This window comes from Pseudomonas oryzihabitans (assembly GCF_014522265.1).
GTDB classification, from domain to species: Bacteria; Pseudomonadota; Gammaproteobacteria; order Pseudomonadales; family Pseudomonadaceae; genus Chryseomonas; species Chryseomonas aestiva.
Genome location: NZ_CP017024.1, coordinates 3,352,107 through 3,375,742, shown reverse-complemented (window position 1 = coordinate 3,375,742; position 23,636 = coordinate 3,352,107). Strand labels below are relative to the sequence as shown.

Sequence of the window (23,636 nt, the reverse complement as noted above, 5' to 3'; positions counted from 1 at the left end):
GAAGGAGACGGCCGTCCGCCGCCAGAGAGCCCGCCTGATGAACATGATCGCCCGCCTGCCGGCCCCGGCGCCCCTCGCCGCCGCCTACACCGACTTCCTGACCACCCTCGCCGCCAGCGGCTTCCAGGGCGAGATCGCGCTGGACCATGCCAGCCGCACGGTCATGGCCACCGACAACTCCATCTACCAGCGCCTGCCCCAGGCGGCGGTCTTTCCCAAGGACAGCGCCGACGTCCAGTGCCTGGCCCGACTGATGGGCGAGGCGCGTTTCCAGGGCGTGGTCCTGACCCCGCGCGGTGGCGGTACCGGCACCAACGGCCAGTCCCTCACCGACGGCATCGTGGTCGACCTTTCCCGCCACCTGAACAGGATCCTGGAGATCAACGCCGCGGAGGGCTGGGTGCGGGTCCAGGCCGGCGTGGTCAAGGACCAGCTCAACGCCGCGCTCCGCCCCCACGGCCTGTTCTTCGCCCCGGAGCTGTCCACCTCCAACCGCGCCACCATCGGCGGCATGATCAACACCGACGCCAGCGGCCAGGGCAGCGTGACCTACGGCAAGACCCGCAACCACGTGCTGGAACTGGACGCCTACCTGATCGGCGGTGAACGCCTGGAAAGTCGCCCGGTGGACAGCGCCGAACTGGACGCCCTCTGCGCCCGCGACGATCGCACCGGGGCCGTCTACTGCTGCGCGCGGGACATCGCCGAGCAGCAGGCCGAACTGATCGAGGCACGCTTTCCCAAGCTCAATCGCTGCCTGACCGGTTATGACCTGGCGCACCTGATCGAGGCGGACGGCCGCTTCAACCTCAACAGCGTGCTCTGCGGCGCCGAAGGCTCCCTGGCCTTCATCGCCGAGGCCAAGCTCAACGTCCTGCCGATTCCCAAGTATTCGGTGCTGGTCAACGTCCGCTACGCCAGCTTCATGGACGCCCTGCGCGACGCCCGCGCCCTGATCGAACTCAAGCCGTTGTCCATCGAGACGGTGGATTCCAAGGTGCTCCTGCTGGCCATGCAGGACATCGTCTGGCACAGCGTGGCGGAGTATTTCCCCGAAGATGTGGAGCGCCCCACCCTGGGCATCAACCTGGTGGAATTCAGCGGCGACGATCCCGAGGAAGTGGATGCCCGCGTCCAGGGCTTCCTCGACCACCTGCGCCAGGACACTACCGTCGAGCGCCTCGGCCACACCCTGGCCATCGGCCGCAACGCCGTGACCCGCGTCTACACCATGCGCAAGCGCGCCGTGGGCCTGCTGGGCAACGTCCAGGGCGAGATCCGTCCGCAGCCCTTCGTCGAAGACACCGCGGTCCCGCCCGAGCGCCTGGCCGACTTCATCGCCGAATTCCGCGGCCTGCTCGATGGCCACAACCTGCAATACGGCATGTTCGGCCATGTCGACGCCGGGGTGCTGCACGTGCGTCCGGCGCTGGATCTCAAGGACCCACGCCAGGCGGCGCTGGTGCGGCCGATCTCCGACCAGGTGGCCGCGCTGACGCAGAAATACGGTGGCCTGCTCTGGGGCGAACACGGCAAGGGCGTGCGCTCGGAATATGCGCCGGCCTTCTTCGGCGACCTCTACCCCGCGCTGCAGGCGCTCAAGGGTGCCTTCGATCCGCACAACCAGCTCAATCCGGGCAAGATCGCCACCCCGCTCGCCAGCGGCGCCGAGTTGCTCAAGGTCGATGGCGTGACCCTCAGGGGCGAGTTGGACCGCACCCTCGACGAGCGCGTCTGGCAGAGCTACGGCACCGCCATGCACTGCAACGGCAATGGCGCCTGCTACAACTACGATCCCGACGACGCCATGTGCCCGTCCTGGAAGGCCACCCGCCAGCGCATCCACTCACCCAAGGGGCGCGCCGCCCTGATCCGTGAATGGCTGCGCCTGCAGGGCCAGGCCGGCATCGATGTCCTGGCCCCCGCGCCGCGTGGTGCCCGGAACTGGCTCAAGGCCCTGCCGCAACGCTGGCGCAATGGCCGCCAGGCCGAGGCGGACTTCTCCCACGAGGTCTATGACGCCATGGCCGGCTGCCTGGCGTGCAAGTCCTGCGCGGGCCAGTGCCCGATCAAGGTCAATGTGCCGGAATTTCGCTCGCGCTTTCTCGAGCTCTATCACCGTCGCTACCTGCGCCCCCTGCGCGACTACCTGATAGGTTCGCTGGAATTCAGCCTGCCGCTGCTCGCCCGCGCCCCCGGTCTCTACAACGCCGTCATGGGCGCCACACCCATTCAGCGGCTGTTCGCCGAGCGCATCGGCATGGTCGACAGCCCCCTGCTCAGCCGTTTCGACCTGGTGCCGGTCATGCATCAATGGCAGGTACAGATCGCCACCCCGAGCGGCTGCTGGCCCTGAGCGATGAAGAACGCGCCAGGACCCTCGTGGTGGTGCAGGACGCCTTCACCCGCTATTTCGAGACTCCGCTCACCGCCGCCTTCCTCGAACTGGCCGCGCGGCTCGGCCAGCGAGTGTTCCTCGCGCCCTATCGCGCCAACGGCAAGCCGTTGCAGGTGCAGGGTTTCCTCGGCGCCTTCGAGCGCACGGCGCGGCGCAACGCGGCGGGGCTCGCCAGCCTGGCCGGCTTCGGCGTCAAACTGGTCGGCCTCGATCCGGCCATGACCCTGGTCTATCGCCAGGAATACCCAAGGTTCCCGGCATCGCCCGGATGCCCGAGGTGCTGCTGCCCCAGGAGTGGCTGCTGCAGGTGTTGCCGAAAGAGCAGCAGGTGGTCGGTGACAAGGTCTATCGCCTGCTCGGCCACTGCACCGAAAAGACCAACGCCCCCGCCAGCGTCAGCCAGTGGCAGCAGGTGTTCGAGCGCCTGGGTCTGGGGCTCAAGCCGGAAAGCACCGGATGCTGCGGCATGTCCGGCACCTACGGCCACGAGGCGCGCAACCTGGCGACCTCCAGGGTGATCTACGACCAGTCCTGGGCCCGCGCCCTGGCGATACCGGCGGAACAGGGCGAAGCCCTGGCCACCGGCTACTCCTGCCGCAGCCAGGTCAAGCGCATCGACGACCGCCGCCTGCGCCACCCGCTGGAAGCGGTGTTGGATGCGGTAAGGGGCTGAACTCGCCTCGCGTTCTGCCACGCTATCGCGGCCATGGCGGTCCGCCGATGCGGCCGCTCCTACGGAGGTCTCCGTGCCTGTAGGAGCGGCCCATGGCCGCGATCAGAGCTCTATCATGGGAGCGTCCGCATCGGCGGACCGCCGCGACCACGACCACGAGCAACGCGTAGCCAGATGGTGTGGAAAACCGCGCAGCGTTTTCCACACGCATGCAATCAGCGCCGTCGGGCAAAACCCTCGACCTAGCAATTTATATAAAGAAGGGAAAACCTTGAGAAAGCCCGACCTGAAAAATCGCGCCCAAACGAAAAAGCGGCCACTAGGGCCGCTCTTCGATGGCTGCTGGCGTTCAGAACCAGACAACCCTTAAATGGCGCAGCGGACGGGACTCGAACCCGCGACCCCCGGCGTGACAGGCCGGTATTCTAACCGACTGAACTACCGCTGCGCATTACCTCGAGTGGTGGGTGATGACGGGATCGAACCGCCGACCCTCTGCTTGTAAGGCAGATGCTCTCCCAGCTGAGCTAATCACCCGTTTGCTCTCGAAGTGGGGCGCATTCTACGGAGGGGTTCCCGACCTGGCAACCCCTTTTTGAAAAAAAATTTTCCAGCACTTCCAAAGGCTTAGCGCCGCCCCCGGCGCAACCGGAGAAAGCGCGCATTCCCGACGACCACCGCGATCCGGGGTTGGCCTCCGGGGCGGGCGACGCGGATAATGCGCGCTTCGTTTTTGGGAGTGACACCATGTGGTTCCGTAATCTGCTCTTCTACCGTCTCACCCAGGAAGTCGCCTTCGAGACCGAAGCCCTCGAAGCCGCGCTCGCCGCCAAGCCGGCTCGCCCCTGCGCCAGCCAGGAATTGTCCACCTACGGCTTCGTCGCGCCCTTCGGCAAGGGCCCGGACCTGCCGCTGGTGCACGAAAGCCAGGGCTTCTTCCTGATCGCCGCGCGCAAGGAAGAACGCATCCTGCCCAGCAGCGTGGTCAAGGAAGCCGTGCAGGAAAAGGTCGACGAGATCGAAAGCCAGCAGATGCGCAAGGTCTACAAGAAGGAGAAGGAGCAGATCAAGGACGAGATCGTCCAGGCCTTCCTGCCGCGCGCCTTCATCCGTCGCCAGACCACCTATGCCGCCATCGATCCCAAGCAGGGCTGGATCCTGGTGGACGCCTCCAGCGCCAAGCGCGCCGAGGACCTGCTCTCCACCCTGCGCGATGCCCTGGGCTCGCTGCCGGTCCGGCCGCTGGGCGTCAAGCAGGCGCCGATGGCCACCTTCACCGACTGGGTCAAGGCCGGTGACGCCACCCATGGCCTCTACATCCTCGACGAGTGCGAATTGCGCGATGCCGGTGAAGACGGCGGCGTGGTGCGCTGCAAGGGTCAGGACCTGACCAGCGAAGAGATCCAGAACCACCTGGGCGCCGGCAAGCTGGTCACCAAGCTGGCCCTGGCCTGGCAGGACAAGCTCGCCCTGCTGCTGGACGACAAGGTCACCATCAAGCGGCTGAAGTTCGAGGACCTGCTGCAGGACCAGGCCGAACAGGATGGCGGCGAAGACGCCCTCGGCCAGCAGGACGCCAGCTTCGTGCTGATGATGATGACCCTGGCGGAATTCCTGCCTCAGCTGATCGAGGCTCTGGGGGGTGAAGAATTGCCCCAGGGGCTCTAAGCTCGTTTCAAGGCCGGCGCAGACCGGCCTTTTTTCTGCCCTTTTGAAAAGGAGTTTGCCATGCGTGCCCTGGCCGCCTTCAGCCGCTTCGTCGGCAATACCTTCGCCTTCTGGGTGCTGCTCGCCGCCCTGCTGGCGTTCTTCGCCCCCGCGGTGTTCAAGCCGCTGAGCGTGGCCATCGTGCCGCTGCTGGGGGTGATCATGTTCGGCATGGGCCTGACCCTCAAGGTCGAGGATTTCGCCGCGGTCGGCCGTCACCCCTGGCGGGTGCTGCTGGGTGTGGTAGCCCACTTCGTCATCATGCCGGGCGTGGCCTGGGCGCTCTGCCAGCTGTTCCACCTGCCGCCGGAAATCGCCGTCGGCGTCATCCTGGTCGGCTGCTGCCCCAGCGGCACGGCGTCCAACGTCATGACCTGGCTGGCCAAGGGCGACCTGGCCCTGTCGGTCGCCATCGCCGCGGTGACCACCCTGCTCGCCCCCTTGCTGACCCCGGCGCTGATCTGGCTGCTGGCCTCCACCTGGCTGCCGATCTCCTTTGGCGGGCTGTTCTGGTCGATCCTGCAGGTGGTGCTGCTGCCCATCGCCCTGGGCCTGGTCGCCCAGCGCCTGCTCGGCCAGCGCGTCGGCGCCCTGGTCGAGGTGCTGCCGCTGGCCTCGGTGGTGAGCATCGTAGTGATCGTCGCCGCGGTGGTGGCCGCCAGCCAGGCGCGCATCGCCGAATCCGGGCTGCTGATCATGGCGGTGGTGATCCTGCACAACGGCTTCGGCTTCCTGCTCGGCTATCTCACCGGCAAGTTCTGCAAGCTGCCAGTGGCCCAGCGCAAGTCCCTGGCGCTGGAAGTGGGCATGCAGAATTCCGGACTCGGCGCCGCCCTGGCCACGGCGCATTTCTCGCCGCTGGCCGCGGTTCCCAGCGCCCTGTTCAGCGTCTGGCACAACATATCCGGGGCGCTACTGGCGACCCTCTTCCGCCGTTTCAAGGACGACGACGTCCGTCCCTGAGGGCTCGCGCCACACCTGCCGGACCAGCGCCTGGCAGGTGTCTTCGGTGAAGGGCTGCGGCCGGGCGATGCCATAGCCCTGGGCATAGTCGACCCCCAGGGTGGCCAGCGCCGCTACCACCGCTGCATTTTCGGCGAATTCGGCGATGGTCTTCTTGCCGGTGAGATGGCCGAGCTGGTTGATCGCCTCGACCATGGCGCTGTCCACGGCGTCCTCCAGGAGATGGCGGACAAAGCTGCCGTCGATCTTCAGGTAGTCCACCGGCAGGTGCTTGAGATAGGTGAAGGACGACATCCCGGCGCCGAAGTCGTCCAGGGAGAATCTCACCCCCAGGCCGCGCAATTCGTCCATGAACAGCCGCGCCGCATCCAGATTGGCCACGGCGCTGGTCTCGGTGATCTCGAAGCAGATCCGCGCCGGCGCGATCTGCCAGCGCTGCAGTTGCTGCCTGACGAAATCCGCGAGACCTGCCTCGCCCAGGGAATGCCCGGACAGATTGATGGCCAGGGTGTCGAGCAGCCCGGCGGGCAGCTCGGCGAAACGGGCCAGCGCCGCGGCGATCACCCAGCGATCCAGGTCCGGCATCAGCCCATAGCGCTCGGCGGCCGGAATGAAGGCACCCGGCGCGATCAGCCGCTCGCCCTCTTCCAGCCGCATCAGCACCTCCACGTGGCGATCCGCGGCGGTCTCCTGGCCCAGCCCCAGGATCGGCTGGACATACAGCCGGAAGCTGTCCTCGGCCAGCGCCCGGTGCAGCCGCTGCACCCAGGCCATCTCGCCATGGCGCTGGTCCAGCTCCACATCGCCCGGGGCGAAGACCTGGATGCGATTGCGGCCCTTGTCCTTGGCCGCGTAGCAGGCCAGGTCCGCCAGGCGCAGTGCCTCCTCGGGCGCCAGGGCCTGTCCCCCCAGGTGCACCACGCCGATGCTCAGACCGACCCGAAAGCCCTGTCCGGCCGCTTCGAATTGCAGGGTACCCACGCAGCAGCGCAGTCGCTCGGCAACCGCCTCGGCCTGGGCCGGCGTACGATTTTCCAGCAGCACGCCGAATTCGTCGCCACCCAGGCGCGCCAGGCAGTCGTCCTCGCCCAGCTGCTGGCCGAGCAATTCGCACAGCTGGCGCAGCAGGCGATCGCCATGGAAATGGCCGGAGGTGTCGTTGACGATCTTGAACTGATCCAGATCGATGAACAGCAGCGAGGCACAGGCCAGGTCCTCGCGCGCCAGCAGCCGCTCCAGACGGGTCTCGAATTCGCGGCGATTGAGCAGCCCGGTAAGGGCATCGTGACTGGCCTGCCAGGCCAGATCATGCAGGAAGGCGCGCTCGCGGGTCTGGTCGTGCATGACCAGCACCACCCCGGTGCCGGATTCGTCCCGCGGCAGCGTGGTCACCGTCAGGGCCACCGGCACCCGGGTGCCGTCGACGCGCACCAGCTGGTGCGCCAGGGGCTCGTCGCCCACCAGCCAGTCCTGGCTGCGCAAGCGCTCGGCCAGCGGTCGGGTCGACGCCGGCTGATCCTCGGTCTGGATGTCGAACAGGTGGGTGACGGGCGTGCCCGCGGCCAGCCCCGGCCGCGCCAGCAGGCGCTCCGCCGCCGGGTTGTGATAGAGCAGCCGCCCCTGGGCATTCAGCGCCAGTACCGCATCGCCGAGGGAAGCCAGGATGACCTGGATATGTTCCTTCTCGGCCTGCAGCGCCTGCTCGGAGCGCCAGCGCTGCTGTACCAGGCTGTGCATGCGCCAGAGCGCCAGGAGCACCAGCAGGGCGCCGACCAGGACGTTGGCGATGAACAGGGCCTCGACCAACTGGCGCGAGGCCGACCCGAGGCGCTCCGAGAAGGCCACCGTTTCCGGCATCATCCGGTCATGCAGATCCAGCAGCTGGCGTTTCAGCGGAATCAGCGCCGGTCCCGGTCCCTGCAGCTTGATCAATTCGAAGCCGGTGCGTGCCAGGGCCTGGAATTCGTCCATGTAGGGATCGGTGATCTGCCAGCGGGCGATCACCCCTTCGAAGGGCTCCACATGGCGAGCCATTTGAAAGAGGGCGATAAGGCCGTCGATATCGTCAGGGTGGTTGCCCGCCAGGCGCAGCAGGCGCGCCGCCTCGGCAGGATTGCCGTCGGTATCCAGCTCCTGCCGCGCCGCCCGGTCGAGATCGTTGACGCTGATGGACGCCAGATAATCCCGATAGGACTCCGAGCGCCCCTCATCTAGATAGGCGCCAAGCGACAGCATGGCGTTGCCGAGGCTCTTGCTCCACAGACTTTCCGCGGAAACGTAGGCACGCACCGTCGACAGCAGTTGCAGGCTGACGATGGCGACCAGTGCCTGGCAGGACAGGATGATGACGAAGGGCCAGACGACCCGCAGCGTACGCAGCGCAGAGGAAGGCGACAGTGAAGACATACAGCGATCCGCAAAAGGAGACAGGCGAATTCTTGCCATTGAGCAGGCATGTCGGCCGTTTTGCGGAAAACTGTTGGCATGGAAAACTGCTGCGCTGGATTACCGGCGCCAAACAAGCGACATAGACGGCCTCTGGCCATGCTGCTGCCAGAGGTTGCCGACGAACGGTAGGTCAGACGCCACCGCTAGTTGAAGGACGCCTCCAGCCGGGCCTTCACCTCGGGCCATTCGCGATCGGTGATGCTGTACATCACGGTGTCGTCGAGCCGGCCATCCGCCAGCCGGCGATGATGACGCAGCAGGCCTTCGCGAACCGCGCCCAACTTCTCGATGGCCGCCTGGGATCTGAGATTGGTCGCGGCCGTCTTGAGCTGCACGCGCACCAGCTGCCACTGCTCGAAGGCATGGCGCAGCATCAGGTACTTGATGTTGCCGTTGAGCCCGCTGCCATGCTGCTCGCTGTCGAGCCAGGTCCAGCCGATCTCGGCGGCGGGCAGTGCTGGCAGGAAGTCGGCGAAGCGGGTAGTGCCTACCAGCCGGTCGGCGATGCGCACGGCGAAGGGCAAGGCGCGCCCCTCGCGCTGCTCGGCCAGCGCCTGGCGATACCAGTCCGGACGCAGAGGACCGCTCAGGTAGTGCAGCGCTTCGCGATTGCGCTCGGCCAGGCTGACCAGCTCCAGCACGTCACCTTCCGCCAGGGGGTCCAGGCGCAGCGCACCACGTTGCAGGGAAATGGGCTGCGCTTGGAACATGGCGGTCTCTCTCGCTTGAATCAGCCCGCAAACCTAACAGGGCCAGCCGTCCGGCTCAACCCACGGCGTCTCTCCACGTGCCGGAACTGACGTCTGGCAGCCCAAGGTGCGACACTTTGTCCGGGCGCGATGGGCGCCTGGAATGTCTGGAGTCGCCATGTCCCTGCCCAGCGGGCTGATCATCACCGTTACCCTCGGCTACCTGGCCCTGCTGTTCGCCATCGCCTTCTATGGCGATCGCCGACCACCGCTCAAGCCGCGCCTGCGGGCCTGGGTCTACAGCCTGTCGCTGGCCGTCTACTGCACCAGCTGGACCTTCTTCGGTGCGGTCGGCCAGGCCGCCGATCAGCTCTGGTCCTTTCTGCCCATCTACCTGGGGCCCATCCTGTTCCTGCTGCTGGCGCCGCAACTGGTCAAGAAGATGGTGCTGATCAGCAAGAAGGAAAACATCACCTCCATCGCCGACTTCATCGCCTCCCGCTACGGCAAGTCGCAGACCCTGGCCATCGTCGTCGCGCTCATCTGCCTGGTCGGCGTCCTGCCCTACCTGGCGCTGCAGCTCAAGGGCATCGTCATCGGCGTCAACCTGCTGACCGGCATCAATGCCGAGTCCCTGAGCACCCGCGCCCAAGACACCGCGCTGTTCGTCTCCCTGGTGCTGGCGGTCTTCGCCATTCTCTTCGGCACCCGCAACCTGGACGTCACCGAGCACCATCGCGGCATGATGCTGGCGATCGCCTTCGAATCCCTGGTCAAGCTCGCCGCCTTCATCGCCGTCGGCCTCTGGGTCACCTATGGCCTGCACGACGGCTTCGCCGATCTGCTGACCCGGTCGCAGCAGGCGCCGCAACTGCAGGAATACTGGCGCGAGACGCTGGACTGGCCGGGCCTGCTGATCCAGACCGGCGTGGCCTTCATCGCCGTGATGTGCCTGCCGCGCCAGTTCCATGTCACGGTGGTGGAAAACACCGATACCCGGGACGTCAACCTGGCGCGCTGGGTGTTTCCGCTCTATCTGGCGCTGGCTGCCCTGTTCGTCATCCCCATCGCCCTGGCCGGCCAGCTGCACCTGCCCGGCGGCGTACTGCCCGACTCCTTCGTCATCAGCCTGCCGCTGGCCCAGGAGCGTCCCTGGCTGGCCTTGCTGGCCTTCCTGGGCGGCGCCTCGGCCGCCACCGGCATGGTGATCGTCGCCTGCGTGGCCCTCTCCACCATGATCTCCAACGACATCGTCCTGCCCTGGCTACTCAAGCGCCGGGGCCAGGTGGAGAGTCCCCATGCGGTGTTCAGCCACTGGATGCTCACGGTGCGCCGCGCCAGCATCGTGGTCATCCTGGTCCTGGCCTACTGCAGCTATCGCCTGCTGGGCTCCAATGCCAGCCTGGCCACCATCGGCCAGATCGCCTTCGCCGCCATCGCCCAGCTCGGACCGGCCATGGTCGGGGCGCTGTTCTGGAAGGCCGCCAATCGCCGCGGCGTCTTTGCCGGCCTCACCGCCGGGGCCCTGCTATGGGGCTACCTGATGGTGCTGCCGGTGGTGGCCACCAGTCTGCAGTGGCCGTTGCACGCCTTTCCCGGCCTCGCCTGGTTCGAGCAACCCGCGGGGGAGCGGACGCTGCAACCAACTACGGTCGGTGCTCTGGTCTCCCTGGCCGGCAACTTCCTGCTGTTCGCCCTGGTGTCGCTGCTCTCGCGGACCCGGGTATCGGAATACTGGCAAGCCGGGCGCTTCATCGCCCAGTACGCCCTGCCCCGACCGCGCAATCGCGCCCTGCTGGCGGTCAAGCTGGAGGACCTGCGGCTGCTCGCCGCCCGCTTCGTCGGCGACGAGCGCGCCCGCCTGAGCTTCAGTCGCTTCGCCGAGCAGAGCGGCCTGACCTATCACCCCGCGATGAATGCCAACAGCGAATGGATCGCCCAGACCGAGCGCCTGCTGGCCGGGGTGATCGGCGCCTCCTCGGCACGCGCCGTGGTCAAGGCCGCCATCGAAGGCCGCGACATGCAGGTCGACGACGTGGTGCGCATCGCCGACGAGGCATCGGAGGTGCTGGAATTCAACCGGGCGCTCTTGCAGGGCGCCATCGAGAACATCTCCCAGGGCCTCAGCGTGGTCGACCAGTCGCTGCGGCTGGTGGCCTGGAACCAGCGCTACCTGGAGCTGTTCGACTATCCTGACGGCATGATCCAGGTCGGCCGGCCCATCGCCGAGATCATCCGCTACAACGCCCTGCGCGGCCTCTGCGGACCGGGCGATCCCGACGAGCACGTGGCCCGGCGGGTGGAGCGGATGCGCCAGGGCATCCCCCACACCTCGGAACGCACCTTTCCCAATGGCCGGGTGATCGAGCTGATCGGCAGTCCCATGCCCGGGCGCGGCTTCGTGATGAGCTTTACCGACATCACCGCCTTCCGCGAGGCCGAGCGCGCTCTGCGCGAAGCCAACGAGGGCCTGGAGCAGCGCGTCGAGGAACGCACCCGCGAACTGTCCCAGCTCAACCAGGCGCTGGAGGAAGCCAAGGCTCATGCGGAAGCGGCCAACCAGTCGAAGAGCCGCTTCCTCACCGCGGTCAGCCACGACCTCATGCAGCCGCTGAGCGCCGCCCGCCTTTTCACCGCCGCCCTCGCCCACCAGGACGGCCTGGCCCAGGAAGCCCAGGAACTGGTGCGCAACATGGACAGCGCCCTGAGATCCAGCGAAGACCTGATCGCCGATCTGCTGGACATCTCGCGACTGGAGAACGGTCGCATCCAGGCCACGCCGGCACCCTTTTCCCTGGCCACCCTGTTCGAGGCCCTGGGCGTGGAATTCAAGGCTCTGGCGCAGAACCAGGGCACCAACCTGCGCATCCGCAGCAGTCGGCTGGTGGTCAACAGCGACAGCAAGTTGCTGCGGCGGGTGCTGCAGAATTTCCTCACCAATGCCCTGAGATATGCCCATGGCCGGGTGCTGCTCGGGGTCCGCCGCCAGGGCCAGAGCGTGAGCCTGGAGGTCTGGGACAGCGGCCCCGGCATCCCGGCGGACAAGCTGGAGCTGATCTTCGAGGAATTCAAGCGCCTGGACAGCCACCAGACCCGCGCGGAAAAGGGCCTGGGGCTCGGCCTGGCGATCGCCGATCGCCTTTGCCGGGTGCTTGGTCACGAACTCTCGGTGCGCTCCTGGCCGGGTCATGGCAGCGTCTTCAGCGTCAAGGTGCCCCTGGCACCCGCGCTGGCCATCCAGGCGGCGACCGCCAGCGAAACCGCCCAGCCCCTGGCCGGCGATCCGGTGCTGTGCATCGACAACGAAGACAGCATCCTGCTCGGGTTGCGCAGCCTGCTGGGCCGCTGGGGCTGCCAGGTCTGGACCGCACGCAGTCGCGAGGAATGCGCTGCCCTGCTCGCCCAGGGCGTGGTACCGCGACTGCTCATCGTCGACTATCACCTGAGCGATGCCGACACCGGTCCGGATGTCGCCGAATGGATTCGCCAGGCCCTGGGCCAGGACATCCCCGGCATCGTCATCAGTGCCGATGGCCGACCGGAATGCCTGGACCGGGTGCGTCAGGCGCGACTGGATTTCCTGCCCAAGCCGGTCAAGCCGGCCTCGCTACGCGCCTTGCTGAGTCGGCAACTGGCGCTCTCCGGTTGAGGGAACACGCAGACGGCACGTCACGACGCCGAACGGCCTTTCGTTCAGCGTCGATTAAGGTTGTCAGAGGCCTGAGAGACAGAACAATCCACAGCTTCTGTTGATAACTTTGTTGAAAACATGGTGGAAAAGAACCCGGAGCCTTGCTCTGCGGGCCCCCCAAACAAGTTGGTCATTTTTTAATCACTTTAATAAGTTCAACATAATCAACAACTTAATTCAAAAGCAGGATTTTCGGCAGGGAAAACTCCAGGCCAGACAGGGCTTGACATGCGCTAGCACAACTTGTGCACAACTCTAGGTAAAAAAGACCAACGGATACCCCGCAGCTGTCGCACAATTGTCAAGTATTCGTGAAACAAATTTTTTCGAGCCTCCCGGGAGGCAGTATCGGGAGGCGGGCCGCAGGCTAGAGCCGACAGCTGCGGCCGCACGCAGGCCAAAGGCTAGCCTTGTCCTCTGCCGGTCATCGGGTAGACTGCCTGCTTTTGCTCAGGGCTGTCGTGGCGACGCCCAACCTGTCAATCAGGCATGGACGCGCCAGCCCTTCTGGAATAGCTCAGTCACATGAACGTCTTCATCGCGGGTCAACACGGCCAACTTTCTCAGGCGCTGCAACAACTGCTGGCCGCCAAGGCCCGGATAACCGTCATCGGCCGGGCCCAGGTGGATTTCACCCAGCTGGAGGCACTCCATGAACGCGTCCTGGCCGCAAAGCCCGACGTCATCATCAATGCCGCCGCCTACACCGCCGTGGACGCCGCCGAGAGCGATCCCCAGACCGCTGCCCTGATCAACGAACGGGTGCCCGAGGTCTTCGCCCGGGCCGCACAGCAGCTCGGCATTCCGATGGTCCACTACTCCACCGACTATGTTTTCGATGGCAGCAAGGAAGGCCGTTACCGGGAAGAGGATCCGACCTGCCCACTCAATGTCTATGGTCGGACCAAGCTGGCCGGCGAGAACGCCGTGCGTGAACACGCCGAGCGCCACCTCATCCTGCGCACCAGCTGGGTCTATTCCTGGCAGGGCAACAATTTCCTGCGCACCATGGTGCGGCTGCTCAGCGAGCGCGACGAACTGAACATCGTCGACGACCAGATCGGCGCGCCCACCTGGACCCGCACCATCGCCGCCGCCACCGACCGGCTGCTCGCCCACAGCGACCAGGACGAACTCTGGGGTACCTATCACCTGACCGCCAACGGCACCACCTCCTGGTTCGGATTCGCCGAGCAGATCGCCCGGCGCCTGCGCGAGACCGGCCAGCTGAAGGCCCGCCTCAATCCCATCCCCAGCAGTTCCTATCCCACCCCGGCCCATCGCCCCATCAATTCCCGCCTGTCCACTGAAAAGCTGGCGGCGGTGCTGGGTGAGCCGCTACCCGACTGGCAAGCGGCTTTCGCCCAGTGCTGGAGCGAGCGCGAACTTCAGGTGAGCGGCTGAAACGGGCCGTCGGTCATACTTCTGGGATCTGCTCCAGAACTACCCCAGCCTCTCGAAGTCAATGGCACTGACCCCGCTCACGCCAGTCAGGTACGTCATGGACAACCCTTTCCAACTCATCGCCGCGGCTTTCGAGCATGACTTCCGGGTCAATTTCCGCATCGAGCGCCTCGACGGCAGCGTCAGCCTGACGCTGTCCGACGACAGCGGCGTCAAGGTCAAGCGGTTGATCAGCAAGCAGCAATTGCATGACCACACCCGCCTCTCTCGATTGATCGACAGCATCCGCCTGGGTATCGCCATCGATGAAGGTCATGGCGTCACGGCCTTGCTGGCCGGCGGCAGTGGCACCGTGAATCGTCTGACCGTAGCGAACTGAGCAGGAAGCAGCACTATGCACACCATGGAAGGCATCAGCGACGGCCTGCTACCGGGCCCTAGCCCGGTCACCCTGCTCGATGGCCTGGAGACGGCAGCTGCGCTGCATACCCCACGCGCCTCGCTGTACCAGCTCACCTGCGCCCGTCTCGACGAGCAACTGGCGCCACTCAAGGTCTGGCCAACGCTGCCGGACCGGACCGGGCGCTTTTCCTTTACCTTGCTGGACCGCTGCGGACGCATCCTCTACCGCTCGCCGACCTTGCGTCAGGCGCTGTATCGGGAAGAGGAACTGCTCAATGGTGTGATCGCCAGTGCGCGGCTGGCTGCCGTGCAAGCCGGACAGGGCTTTCCGTCCTGGGGTGTAGTGGACGTCGCCTGCCCCATGTATGAGCTGCCTGTCACCCAACTGCCCTGTGCGGGATGCCGGCTGCTGAAGTGCAAGAGCTGAGAGAAGCGTTACGGCTAAAACTCTGACGCTAACTACTTGTTTAGTATCTTTTTTAGCATCTTTGAATCTTCAACGTTCGAGACCAACGAATGCCAGGGCATCCGTACTGCAAGTCTCGCGCTGAAGCTTTCTGCGCCGAGTCGTTACTCGGAATATCTCAGCATGTTGGCGCCCGTGGCCCGCAGCACCGCCATGGATTGCGGCGCCAGCGCGCCGGCCCGCAGCGATACGTCCTTGCGAACCTCGTCGATTACCGTTTTCAGCAGCTGGCTCTCGCCCAGTTGCCGGGCGCTGACCACCCGGTTCACCCGCGCATCGTCACACTGCTGATCCTGCACCGTCAGCACAATACTGCCATCAGGGCGAGGCGCCGTGACCGAGCATTTATAAGTACTGAAAGCGGCAGTCAGTCTATCTATGGCGTTTTCCATTCTTCCCCCTCTTATTTGTCTAGAAGTGCATGGACGATCAAATACGACGCAACTGACAGTGATAGAAACAGCAAAGTTCTTGCGCTCTACTTGAATAAGACTCGCAATGGCGCTAGTGCCCGATTTTGTGAGCCAGCTCTGCTAATCGGGTTTTGCTGCGGAACTTTCAGCAGAGCAAAATCGATAAGGTATGACCATTCGTCCGCCTTGCCGGTCGTTGGGCATCTTGCCTCCCGACCTTATAAAAGGCGCCGGTAGAGCGCCATGGCGGTCCTGATCGGTGGAACCTTTGCTTCCAGCGCTCACTCGAAAGGGCTGAAACGGATACCCATCGCCTATCAGGAGCGCGCCATGAACGACAAAATCCCTCCCGTGATCAAAGACGAGCTTGCCGCTGACATCGATGAGCAGGCACACAAGCAGAACGCTGACCGGGTCCGTCGTCATCTGGGCGAGGCCGAGCAGGCACTGACCGACGAATTCCACACCCTGCTGGCAGATGCCGAGCAGCTGCTCAAGCACACCGCCAGCATGGCCGGTGAGCAGGCAGACGAACTGCGTGCCAAGTTGAGCTCCAGCCTGGAACGCTCCCGCGACGTGCTCAAGTCCAAGCAGGACGATCTCTATCGCCAGGGCGTCGCGGCCAAGGAAACCACCGAGGAATACGTGGTCGACAATCCCTTCAAGGCCCTCGGCATCGCTGCTGGCGTCGGCTTCCTGATTGGCCTGCTGGCCTCGCGCCGCTAAGCCTGGGGGACTGCCATGGACACCTCCTCTCCTCCACGGGAGCTGCCTGACGAGGCGCCCAAGCCATCGGTCAAGCGCCTCGCCGGCGCAGTGGTCGGCCTGCTGCAGAGTCACCTGGAACTGCTGGGCATCGAGGTTCAGGAAGAGAAGGTCCGTACCTTCCAGCTGTTTCTCTTTACCGGCCTGAGCCTGATCTTCGGCTTGCTGGTACTGGTCGGCGTCTCGGCAGCGGTCATCATCGCCTTCTGGGATACCTACCGCATGGCCGCAACGCTGGGCCTGTGCGCCTTCTATGCGGTGGCACTGGTGATCTGCATCCTGCGGGCCCTGAGCCTGGTCAAGGGTGCGGCGCCCTTCCATGCCACCCTGGAAGAACTCAACCGTAACCGGGAGCGCCTACTGCCATGAACCAGCCGCTTACCTCTGCCACCAGCCAGGCAAAGCGCAAGGAACTGGTCCGGTTGCGCATGGAGATGTATCGCCAGCAGCTGATCTACAACGCCCAGCCCCTGCACAATCCCATCAGCCTCATCGGTGACCTGGTGCGACCGAACCGGGACAAGGTGGCCAGCTCGGCGAAGAAGCCGTTGATGCTGGGTGCCACGGTGTTCCTGTCGCTGTTCGGCAAACGCCTGGGCGCGGTGGGTCGGCTGGCCCGCATCGGCCTGGCGCTCTACCCGATTGTCAACCGCTTGCAGAATCGCCATCGCGAGCAGGCTGACCAGCCGCTGCCGCCGCCCCGCTAGCGGCGTTATGAAGAATGGCTCCCTCGAGAGCCATTCTGTCATCTGGCACCCTTATCGCATGGCTAAGCTGAACGCTCCGCCCACGATAAGGATAGCCCTGTGTTTTCTGGCCAGCCCACTGCCTTCTTCCAACCCTTCATCGACACCGCGACCGGGCGCATCGCCGGCGTCGAAGCCCTGGGCCGTCTGCGTCAGGCCGATGGCCGCCACGCCTCCGTCGGCCCCCTGTTCGCCAATCCCGATACCCCGACCGCGGAGCTGCTGCAGCTCGACCGCACCCTCAGGGACGATGCGCTGCGGCGCTTCGCCGGCGCGCCGGAGGACTGGTTTCTCAGCCTCAACCTCTCGCCACGCTGGATCAGCCAGCTGGACGATGGCGTCGCCTTGCCCAGCCTGGCGCAATTGCAGCGTTCCGGTATCGACCCGACGCGGATCGTCTACGAGATCACCGAGGCAGCCGGCGATCTGCCGAGCCTGACCCAGGCCGTCGCCCGCTACCGCGAACTCGGCATCCGCATCGCCATCGACGATTTCGGTTCCGGCTATTCACAACTGGATCGGGTGTTGGATCTGCAGCCGGATATCCTCAAGCTGGACATGCGGCTATTCCAGGCCGCCGCGCGAGGCGGCCCCCGGGGCGACGCGGTCAAGGCACTGGCGCAGATGGCCGAAAAGACCGGTTGCTGGCTGATCGCCGAGGGCGTCGAGACCGAGACCGAACTCGACTTCGCCCTGGAGTGCGGCGCCCGCTACGTGCAGGGCTTTCTCTTCGCCGAGGCCACCGCCGAACTGGGCGCGAGCGACAGCCATCAGCAACGCTTCGCTGCCCTGCGCAGCCGCTTCGTCGATGGCAAGCTGGCCCAGCAGACCCGGTTACTGGAATTGCGCCAGCAACTCGCCGAATTCGTCACCCGGCTCAGACCCTGGGCGGAACACGGCGGCCCCCTGAGCGCGCTGCCCGATCCCCAGGCCTTTCCCGGACTGCTGCGCATCTACCAGTGCGACCGCGCCGGTACCCAGATCACCCCGAATCTGGAATGGAACGGCATGTTCTGGCGCGAGAATCGCCGCTACCTCAATCACAACTGGTCCTGGCGCCCCTACTTCTACGCCCTGCTGGCCGAAGGCTGGAACGAGCGCCGCCTGGCGCTTTCGACGGTCTACCGCGACGCCACCACCAACCAGTACTGCCTGACCGCCAGCCAGTTCCTGGAAAGCGGTCAGCGCCTGCTGCTGATCGACCTGGACGCCAGTCAACTGCCAGGCTTTGCCAAGTGAGCGGTGATGATCGTATGTTGCCGAGGTCAGAACGCAGAAGCGCCGCACGGCAACCGCCGGCGCTCCCCTTATCGGTGATAGCTCGAGGACGGCCTTGGACTGGCAGACACTTCTTATCCGCGAACGGCTGGGCAAACCCCTGCACAGCCCGGATGAACTGGGGCGCAGCCCCTTTCACAAGGACCACGACCGCATCATCTTTTCCGGTGCCTTCCGCCGGCTGGGGCGCAAGACCCAGGTTCACCCCGTCACCAGCAACGATCACATCCACACCCGCCTGACCCACAGCCTGGAAGTCAGCTGCGTCGGGCGCTCGCTGGGCATGCGCGTGGGCGAGAGCCTGAGGGGGGCGCTGCCCGACTGGTGCGATCCAAGCGATCTCGGCATGGTGGTGCAGTCGGCCTGCCTCGCCCACGACATCGGCAATCCGCCCTTCGGCCATTCCGGCGAAGACGCCATCCGCTACTGGTTCACCCAGGCCGCCGGCCGCGGCTGGCTGGACGACATGAGCGAGGCGGAGCGCCAGGACTTCCTGCATTTCGAAGGCAACGCCCAGGGCTTCCGGGTGCTGACCCAGCTTGAATACCACCAGTTCGACGGCGGCACCCGCCTGACCTACGCCACCCTCGGCACCTATCTCAAGTATCCCTGGACCTCGCGCTATGCTGCGGCGCCCGGGTACAAGAAGCACAAGTTCGGTTGCTACCAGAGCGAGCTGCCGCTGCTGGAGCAGATCGCCGAGAAACTCGAACTGCCGCTGCTGGGCCCGGAGCGCTGGGCACGGCATCCCCTGGTCTACCTCATGGAGGCCGCCGATGACATCTGCTACGGGCTGATCGATCTGGAAGACGGCCTGGAGATGGAGCTGCTGGACTATGCCGAGGTCGAGGCGCTGCTGCTGGGCCTGGTCGGCGACGACCTACCGGAAACCTATCGGCAACTCGGCCCCAAGGATTCGCGGCGGCGCAAGCTGGCCATTCTGCGCGGCAAGGCCATCGAACACCTGACCAACGCCACCGCCCGCGCCTTCGTCGACCAGCAGGATGCCCTGCTCGCCGGCACCCTGGGCGATGACCTGGTCGAACACATGGCCGGGCCGGCCAAGCTCTGCGTGCAGCGCGCCAAGGCGCTGGCCCGGGAAAAGATCTTCCACGACAAGCGCAAGACCCTGCACGAGATCGGCGCCTACACCACCCTGGAGATCCTGCTCAACGCCTTCTGTGGCGCCGCCCTGGAGCAGCACCGCGGGCGTGAGCCGTCGTTCAAGAGCCGCCGCATCCTCGACCTGTTGGGCAACAGCGCGCCCGATCCTTCCTGGACCCTGCACCAGGCCTTCATGCGGGTGATCGATTTCATCGCCGGCATGACCGACAGCTACGCCACCGCCATGGCGGCCGAGATGACCGGGCGTTCGAACCCGGTCTAAGGAGCGCCACGATGGCCACCGTACCCCGTACGCGCAAGGGTCCTGGCAGTCGCTGGCTGGCCGCCCAGGGCTGGAAGGCCTTTCCCTTCCAGCGCGAGGTGGCCAAGGCCATCGCCGCCGGCGAATCCGGTCTGCTGCACGCCACCACCGGCTCGGGCAAGACCTATGCGGTCTGGCTCGCCGCCCTGGATGCCTTCGTCGCGCCCAGGCCGATCACCGCCAAGGGCCTGCCCAGCAAGCGCAAACAGGCGCCACCGCCGCTCACCGTGCTCTGGCTGACGCCCATGCGCGCCCTGGCGGCGGACACCCTGCGCGCCCTGGAGCGGCCGGTGCTCGACGAAGAACTGGAATGGACTCTGGGCCTGCGCACCGGCGATACCGGCAGCAGCGAGCGCGCCCGGCAGAATCGCCGCCTGCCGACGGCCCTGGTCACCACGCCGGAGAGCCTGTCGCTGTTGCTCTCCCGTGAGGACGCCCAGGAAGCCCTGGGCCAGGTTCGCCTGGTGGTCATCGACGAATGGCACGAATTGCTCGGCAACAAGCGCGGCACCCAGACGCAACTCGCCCTGGCCCGCCTGCGGCGCTGGAATCCCGGGCTGCAGACCTGGGGCCTGTCGGCCACCCTCGGCAATCAGGCCCATGCGCTGGACGTGCTGCTGGCCGGTGCCCCGGGCCAGCTCGTCCAGGGTCGTCAGGACAAGCGCCTGCAGGTGGACACCCTGCTGCCCGAAGGCGGCGTCGAACGCTTCGCCTGGGCCGGGCACCTGGGCATGCGGCTGCTGCAGCAGGTGATCCGCGAACTGGAAGACAGCCCCACCACCCTGGTCTTCACCAACACCCGCGCCCAGACCGAACTCTGGTACCAGGCCCTGTTGCAGGCGCGCCCGGACTGGGCCGGTCTGATCGCCTTGCACCATGGCTCCATCGAGAAGCAGGCCCGCGAATGGGTGGAGGCCGGTCTCAAGAATGGCCTGCTCAAGGCGGTGATCTGTACCTCCAGCCTCGACCTCGGGGTGGATTTCCTGCCGGTGGAGCGGGTGCTGCAGATCGGCTCGCCCAAGAGCATCGCGCGCCTGCTGCAACGCGCCGGCCGCAGTGGTCACGCCCCGGGCCGGGCCTCGCGGGCGACCCTGGTACCCACCTACAGCCTCGATCTGCTGGATGCGGCGGCCACTCGGCGTGCCATCACCGCGGGCGAGATCGAGGCGCGCACCGCCCCGGTCAAGCCCCTGGACGTCCTGGTGCAGCATCTGGTGACCGTCGCCCTGGGCGGCGGCTTCGAACCGGACGACCTGCTACCGGAGATCCGCAGCGCCTGGGCCTATCGCCACCTCAGCGAAGGCGAATGGATCTGGGCGCTGGCCTTCGTTCGCAACGGGGGCGCCTCGCTGTCGGCCTATCCGGACTATCGCCGTGCCGAGCCCGATGCCGAAGGCATCTGGCGGGTGCCTGACAAGCAACTGGCCAAGCGGCATCGGCTGGGCATCGGCACCATCGTCAGCGAGACCAGCCTCAATGTGCAGTTCTGGTCCAAGGGCGGCGGTGGCAATCGCCTGGGCAATATCGAGGAAGGCTTCATCGCCCGGCTGCGGCCCGGCGACCACTTTCTCTTCGCCGGTCGTACCCTGGAACTGGTACGGGTGGAAAACATGACGGTGTACGTGCGCCGTGCCAGCGGGCGCAAGGCCGCCATCCCGCGCTGGAGCGGCAGTCGCATGCCGCTCTCGGACACCCTCGCCCAGCACGTGCTGGCCCTGCTCGAAGACGCCGAGGCCCAGCGTTACGAAAGCCCGGAAATGCGCCTGCTGCAACCGCTGCTGGATGTACAGCGGCAGTGGTCGGCACTGCCCAGCGCCCATTACCTGCTCGCCGAGACCCTGGAATCCCGCGAAGGCTCGCACCTGTTCCTCTATCCCTTCGCCGGCCGGCATGCCCATCTGGGGCTGGCCAGCCTGCTGGCCTGGCGCCTGGCGCAGAGGAGACCCTGCACCTTTTCCATCGCCGTCAACGACTACGGCCTGGAACTGGTCTCACCGGTCAGCCTGGACTGGCAGGAGCTACTCGATGCCAGCCTCTTCACTACCGACAACCTGGTCAGCGATACCCTCGCCAGTCTGAACGCCGCCGAACTCGCCCAGCGCCGGTTTCGCGAGATCGCCCGCATCTCGGGGCTGATCTTTTCCGGCTATCCGGGGGCGCACAAGAGCAACCGCCAGCTGCAGGCCAGCAGCAGTCTCTTCTACCAGGTCTTTCGCCAGTACGACCCGGACAACCTGCTGCTCGGCCAGGCCCAGACCGAAGTCCTGCGCCAGGAACTCGATGCCGATCGCCTGCAGCAGACCCTGACCCGGACCGGCGCCCTGCCCCTGCGCCTGGTGAACCTGGACCATCCCTCGCCCTTCGCGCTGCCCCTCATGGTCGAGCGCTTGCGCGAGAGTCTGAGTTCGGAAAAGCTGGCCGACCGCATCACCCGCCTGGTCGGCGATCTTGAACGCGAAGCCGGGCCCGACGAGCGAGCACGCGCCTTCGATCCCGAATCCCTGGTGCAACCCAGCCATGACAGCGATCTGACGCCCCGCCGTGGCGCTACTGCGCGGCGTCCTCGCGTACAGAAATCCGGTCGTCCTCGATAACGATCCGGCCCTGGCGATAGAGATGGCCGATGGCCTTCTTGAAATTGCCCTTGCTGACGCCGAACAGCTGGTGGATCAGGGCTGGCGGACTGCTGTCGCTGAGCTCCAGCACCCCGCCGCGCGCCTTGGCCAGGGCGATGATCTGCTCGGCGAGATCGGCGCCCGCCGCGGCTCCCTGGGCCTGCAGGGTCAGGCTGATCTTGCCGTCCGCTCGGATCTCGCGAATGAAGCCGCGCTCGCGCTGACCCAGGCGCAGCGGCTTGAAGGCCTCATTGCGATGCACCAAGCCCCAGTGCTTGTTGTCGACGATCACCTTGTAGCCGAGGTCGGTCTGCTCGACCACCAGCAACGGCACCGGCTGGCCGACCTTGTAGCGCGGCGGGTCGCGGTCCAGATAGCGATCCAGGCGTGCGGTGGCGACGATCCGCCGGGTGCGGGCGTCCAGATGCACGTGCACCACGCAATGGTCGCCCACCTGCAGCGGACGCTTCTCTTCCGAATGCGGCAGCAGCAGGTCCTTGGGCAGGCCCCAGTCGAGGAAGATCCCTACCCGGCCGACCTCCACCACCCGCAGACTGGCAAAGCCGCCGACCTGCACCTTCGGCTTATCGGTGGTGGCGATCAGGCGGTCTTCGCTGTCCAGATAAAGGAAGACGTTGAGCCAGTCGCCTTCGGCGCAGGGTTCGTCACGCGGCGCATAACGACGCGGCAGCAGCACCTCGCCGTCGTTGCCGGCATCTAGGAACAGACCGATGGGGGTGTTGCGCAAAATCTGCAAGCTGTTGAAGCGACCCAGCAAGGCCATGAATGGAGACTCCTGTAGAAAGCGGTCTATTTTACCGCGATCATCAAGGCCACTGCTCGATCGCTGGCCTGCATCGTCGAAAAGGTCGCTCGGCGGCATGCGCAGCGCTGATGGCGGCAAGGCAGTGCTCGTGTGACGAACCTCGACCTGACCTGACTCCATCCCCGCATAGCTCGGCGCCATGAGTTGCCGAAGGCACATCCGTAGGGCCGGAGCATCATGTTATTGGCGGCTGCTTGCGGCTTGGAACCGCAAGCTGAAGGGAAGCAGCCCACGCGCGAGGAGCGCGCCCACTGCTCCACGTCGAATCCAGTGACCGCCTGACTCAGGCAGTCAGGCAGTCAGCTGCGAGTGGAATCTCTATGAAGAGACCGACCGTATCAGCCTCGACGCGCATCGCCGCCACGACCGTATTCAACAGGAACGGATTGGTAGCCTGCTCGTTGGTCACTATGCGCTGGGTCAGCTTGATCGCCTGGTGGGCGTGGTAAACCGCTATCAGTATCTCGTTGAGGTTCAGGCGACGAAGCTCGACGCGGTATCCGGCGAGGCCATGGCCCAGTGCGCGTCCTGCGCTTTCCAGTCCGTTTTTCACAGTAGATCCTTGGACCCTTGCGGTCCGGGGTAATAATTCGAACAAAATAATAGCACCTAGCCACCATCCGAATTGAGCAGGTCATCACCGTTTCGACACCACTGGCCTATGAGACCCGCCACGCCAGGCTAAGCCCTCGCCCGCAACGGCTGTGCATGGCTCAGGCCGGCCAC

The 23,636-nt window shown here is 65.7% G+C and carries 17 protein-coding genes, 2 tRNA genes and 1 pseudogene; 13 read left to right on the top strand and 7 right to left on the bottom strand.

Annotation, left to right across the window (positions count from 1 at the left end; genetic code table 11):
• Nucleotides 1-43 precede the first annotated feature (43 nt).
• Nucleotides 44-3,071 (top strand): annotated as a pseudogene (gene ydiJ / locus BGI51_RS15575) (D-2-hydroxyglutarate dehydrogenase YdiJ).
• A gap of 371 nt (nt 3,072-3,442) precedes the next feature.
• On the opposite strand, the gene BGI51_RS15570 reads toward ydiJ, so the two are convergent.
• Both BGI51_RS15570 and BGI51_RS15565 read right to left on the bottom strand, forming a co-directional pair.
• Nucleotides 3,443-3,519: transfer RNA gene (locus BGI51_RS15570), tRNA-Asp, on the bottom strand.
• Between the two features lie 13 nt (nt 3,520-3,532).
• A tRNA-Val gene (locus BGI51_RS15565) sits at nt 3,533-3,608 on the bottom strand.
• 210 nt (nt 3,609-3,818) lie between these two features.
• Here BGI51_RS15565 and rdgC point away from each other — a divergent pair.
• Together rdgC and BGI51_RS15555 are read left to right on the top strand one after the other, a co-directional pair.
• On the top strand, nt 3,819-4,739 hold the full coding sequence (gene rdgC, locus BGI51_RS15560; protein ID WP_187978898.1) for a recombination-associated protein RdgC: 921 nt from the start codon (nt 3,819-3,821) through the stop codon (nt 4,737-4,739).
• A 60-nt stretch (nt 4,740-4,799) separates the two neighbouring features.
• On the top strand, nt 4,800-5,741 hold the full coding sequence (locus BGI51_RS15555; RefSeq protein WP_187978897.1) for a bile acid:sodium symporter family protein: 942 nt from the start codon (nt 4,800-4,802) through the stop codon (nt 5,739-5,741).
• Here BGI51_RS15555 and BGI51_RS15550 read toward each other — a convergent pair.
• Together BGI51_RS15550 and BGI51_RS15545 are read right to left on the bottom strand one after the other, a co-directional pair.
• A complete protein-coding gene (locus BGI51_RS15550; RefSeq protein WP_187978896.1) occupies nt 5,691-8,147 on the bottom strand; it encodes a putative bifunctional diguanylate cyclase/phosphodiesterase in 2,457 nt (818 codons plus the stop codon). The genes BGI51_RS15555 and BGI51_RS15550 overlap by 51 nt on opposite strands.
• Nucleotides 8,148-8,332: 185 nt before the next feature.
• Entirely contained in the window at nt 8,333-8,899 is a 567-nt protein-coding gene (locus BGI51_RS15545; RefSeq protein WP_133859529.1) for a GNAT family N-acetyltransferase, read from the bottom strand.
• A gap of 157 nt (nt 8,900-9,056) precedes the next feature.
• On the opposite strand from BGI51_RS15545, the gene BGI51_RS15540 reads away from it, so the two are divergent.
• The 4 genes from BGI51_RS15540 to BGI51_RS15525 all read left to right on the top strand — a co-directional run bounded on the left by BGI51_RS15540 (nt 9,057) and on the right by BGI51_RS15525 (nt 14,802).
• Nucleotides 9,057-12,527, top strand: coding sequence for a hybrid sensor histidine kinase/response regulator (locus BGI51_RS15540; RefSeq protein ID WP_187978895.1), 3,471 nt, complete (start codon nt 9,057-9,059; stop codon nt 12,525-12,527).
• 567 nt (nt 12,528-13,094) lie between these two features.
• Complete coding sequence (gene rfbD, locus BGI51_RS15535; protein WP_187978894.1) at nt 13,095-13,973, top strand: dTDP-4-dehydrorhamnose reductase; 879 nt, start codon at nt 13,095-13,097, stop codon at nt 13,971-13,973.
• 97 nt (nt 13,974-14,070) lie between these two features.
• Nucleotides 14,071-14,352, top strand: a complete 282-nt coding sequence (locus BGI51_RS15530; RefSeq protein WP_187978893.1) for a DUF3509 domain-containing protein — start codon at nt 14,071-14,073, stop codon at nt 14,350-14,352.
• Nucleotides 14,353-14,367: 15 nt separating this feature from the next.
• Nucleotides 14,368-14,802 carry a hypothetical protein gene (locus tag BGI51_RS15525; protein WP_187978892.1) on the top strand — a complete coding sequence of 145 codons (435 nt, stop codon included), beginning with the start codon at nt 14,368-14,370 and terminating at the stop codon, nt 14,800-14,802.
• Between the two features lie 143 nt (nt 14,803-14,945).
• On the opposite strand, the gene BGI51_RS15520 is transcribed toward BGI51_RS15525, so the two are convergent.
• Entirely contained in the window at nt 14,946-15,233 is a 288-nt protein-coding gene (locus BGI51_RS15520) for a DUF3509 domain-containing protein (protein ID WP_007159080.1), read from the bottom strand.
• Nucleotides 15,234-15,584: 351 nt separating this feature from the next.
• On the opposite strand from BGI51_RS15520, the gene BGI51_RS15515 reads away from it, so the two are divergent.
• From BGI51_RS15515 to BGI51_RS15490, 6 genes are all read left to right on the top strand, one after another.
• Complete coding sequence (locus BGI51_RS15515; RefSeq protein ID WP_187978891.1) at nt 15,585-15,980, top strand: DUF883 family protein; 396 nt, start codon at nt 15,585-15,587, stop codon at nt 15,978-15,980.
• Between the two features lie 15 nt (nt 15,981-15,995).
• Nucleotides 15,996-16,388 (top strand): phage holin family protein, encoded by a 393-nt coding sequence (locus BGI51_RS15510; RefSeq protein WP_133859534.1) that lies wholly within the window; start codon nt 15,996-15,998, stop codon nt 16,386-16,388.
• Nucleotides 16,385-16,726, top strand: coding sequence for a hypothetical protein (locus tag BGI51_RS15505; RefSeq protein WP_187978890.1), 342 nt, complete (start codon nt 16,385-16,387; stop codon nt 16,724-16,726). The genes BGI51_RS15510 and BGI51_RS15505 overlap by 4 nt, the downstream gene beginning before the upstream one ends.
• A gap of 99 nt (nt 16,727-16,825) precedes the next feature.
• Nucleotides 16,826-18,004, top strand: a complete 1,179-nt coding sequence (locus BGI51_RS15500) for an EAL domain-containing protein (protein WP_133859536.1) — start codon at nt 16,826-16,828, stop codon at nt 18,002-18,004.
• 94 nt (nt 18,005-18,098) lie between these two features.
• The gene (locus BGI51_RS15495) at nt 18,099-19,430 is read left to right on the top strand and encodes a deoxyguanosinetriphosphate triphosphohydrolase (protein ID WP_007159085.1); all 1,332 of its coding nucleotides are present in this window, start codon (nt 18,099-18,101) and stop codon (nt 19,428-19,430) included.
• An 11-nt stretch (nt 19,431-19,441) separates the two neighbouring features.
• Nucleotides 19,442-22,063: a ligase-associated DNA damage response DEXH box helicase gene (locus BGI51_RS15490; protein WP_187978889.1), complete on the top strand. Its 2,622-nt coding sequence runs from the start codon at nt 19,442-19,444 to the stop codon at nt 22,061-22,063.
• On the opposite strand, the gene BGI51_RS15485 is transcribed toward BGI51_RS15490, so the two are convergent.
• Nucleotides 22,017-22,868 (bottom strand): CvfB family protein, encoded by an 852-nt coding sequence (locus BGI51_RS15485; protein WP_187978888.1) that lies wholly within the window; start codon nt 22,866-22,868, stop codon nt 22,017-22,019. The genes BGI51_RS15490 and BGI51_RS15485 overlap by 47 nt on opposite strands.
• Nucleotides 22,869-23,193: 325 nt before the next feature.
• Nucleotides 23,194-23,463: a hypothetical protein gene (locus tag BGI51_RS15480; RefSeq protein WP_252977097.1), complete on the bottom strand. Its 270-nt coding sequence runs from the start codon at nt 23,461-23,463 to the stop codon at nt 23,194-23,196.
• Nucleotides 23,464-23,636: the final 173 nt, after the last annotated feature.